1 protein-coding gene is annotated in these 1,485 nt (G+C 66.7%); it reads right to left on the reverse strand.

All coding sequences use genetic code 11. The annotated features are described in order from the left end of the window. Positions 1-24 precede the first annotated feature (24 nt). The gene (locus tag TBU01S_RS22615; RefSeq protein ID WP_083953811.1) at positions 25-1,368 is read right to left on the reverse strand and encodes an IS4 family transposase; all 1,344 of its coding nucleotides are present in this window, start codon (positions 1,366-1,368) and stop codon (positions 25-27) included. Positions 1,369-1,485 lie beyond the last annotated feature (117 nt).

A 1,485-nucleotide genomic window follows, 5' to 3' on the forward strand; every position in this document is an offset into this window, starting at 1 on the left:
CCATGTCGTTATACACAACTCCCGTCACGCGGCCTCCTCGCGTAGGGCCTGTATGGTGGCGGCGGCATCCATGACGCGCTGCAAGCCCAGCCAGATGGTCTTGACCCCCGGCTCACCGTCGCCCTTGCGTGCCAGGAAGCCGCCCAGGGTGGCAATCAGGCGCAGCACCTGGTTGACAGTGGGCGGGGTGGCGGGCGGTTTCTTCTTGGTCAGCAGATACGCCCCCCGGATCTCGTCGGGCTCGAAGAACAGCGCCGCATCCAAATCGGGACAGGTTCGCCCGGTGCGCATCAGGTGCGTGATGCGCCAGGCTACGACCATGAACAAGGCGATCGCGCGCTCCAGGCGCTCGACGGCGGACAGCTGCAGGGCCTCGATCCGGCAGCCGTTCTTGACCACATGAAAGAACATCTCGATCTCCCAGCGTGCCCGATACCAGTCGATCAGTTCGACCACGTCGGCCGCCGTCGGCGCCTCACGGTTGGTGAGCAGCCGCCACTCGATCGGCTTGGTGCCGCTCGGCGCGCCGATCTCGCGCGCCACGATGCAGGTGGCCGATACGGTGCCCGCCTTGCCTGCCGGCAGACTGACCCGCCGAGCCCACAGCTGCTGACGCACCTCGCGCGCCTTCTGGCCGTGGCGCGAACCCATCGTGAACTCGATCTCGCCCAGCGGCTCGCCCGCGCAGGTGTGCGACCACAGCTTCGCGCCCTCGGGCAGGCAGCGGTTGTGCTTGGCCCGCACCAGCCAGTCGGCGGGGGTCCCCAGCACCTGGGCGCGCAACATCATCGCCATCAGATCCGCCTCGCGGTCGGCCACGTACACCAGGCGGGTGGCCGCCATCCCCAGGGCCAACTCCGCCACCCGCTCGTAGCCTTCGATCCAGCGCGTGCTCTCCTTGATGCGGGTGCGCTCGCCTGGCGCATCGACCTCCTCGCGCGCCCACATCCACGCATCGAGCACGCCCAACGGTTCGCGCTCGACCGTCACCGCATAGGTCGGGTGCAGGTACATGCCGCGACGCGCCTCATAGTTCAGCCGCCCCAGACCCGCGATGCCCTGCCCGTTGAAGTCGAGCTCGGTCGTGTCCTGCAGGCACAGCACCACCGGATGGGCACGCATGCGCTCGCGGGTACGCGCCCAGTGCGGCGCCAGAATCGCCTGCCAGTCGACCTCGTCGTTGCCCAGAAAACGGTACGCCGCGACCGTCTCGCCCCAGCCCCGGCACGCCATCGGAAGGCTCGCCGTCGGCTTGGCCGACAAGCGTTCCATCAGCACCTTCGCGCGCTTGTTCAGCCGTTCATCGCCCAGCGCCATCCCCGAAAACTCCTCCGCCACCCAGCTCTTCGTCGCCAACCGGTCACCCAAATTGCAAGAGTAGACGCGTTTTTCTCAGGGTTTACAAGCACTTCGTGTAAGTCATTGAAGGTAAACGATTATTTCGGCCGGCGCTCGGGTGGGGCAAGCTTTGTGTATAACGGAATG

Origin of the sequence: Thauera butanivorans NBRC 103042, assembly GCF_001591165.1 — a bacterium.
Classification (GTDB): domain Bacteria; phylum Pseudomonadota; class Gammaproteobacteria; order Burkholderiales; family Rhodocyclaceae; genus Thauera; species Thauera butanivorans.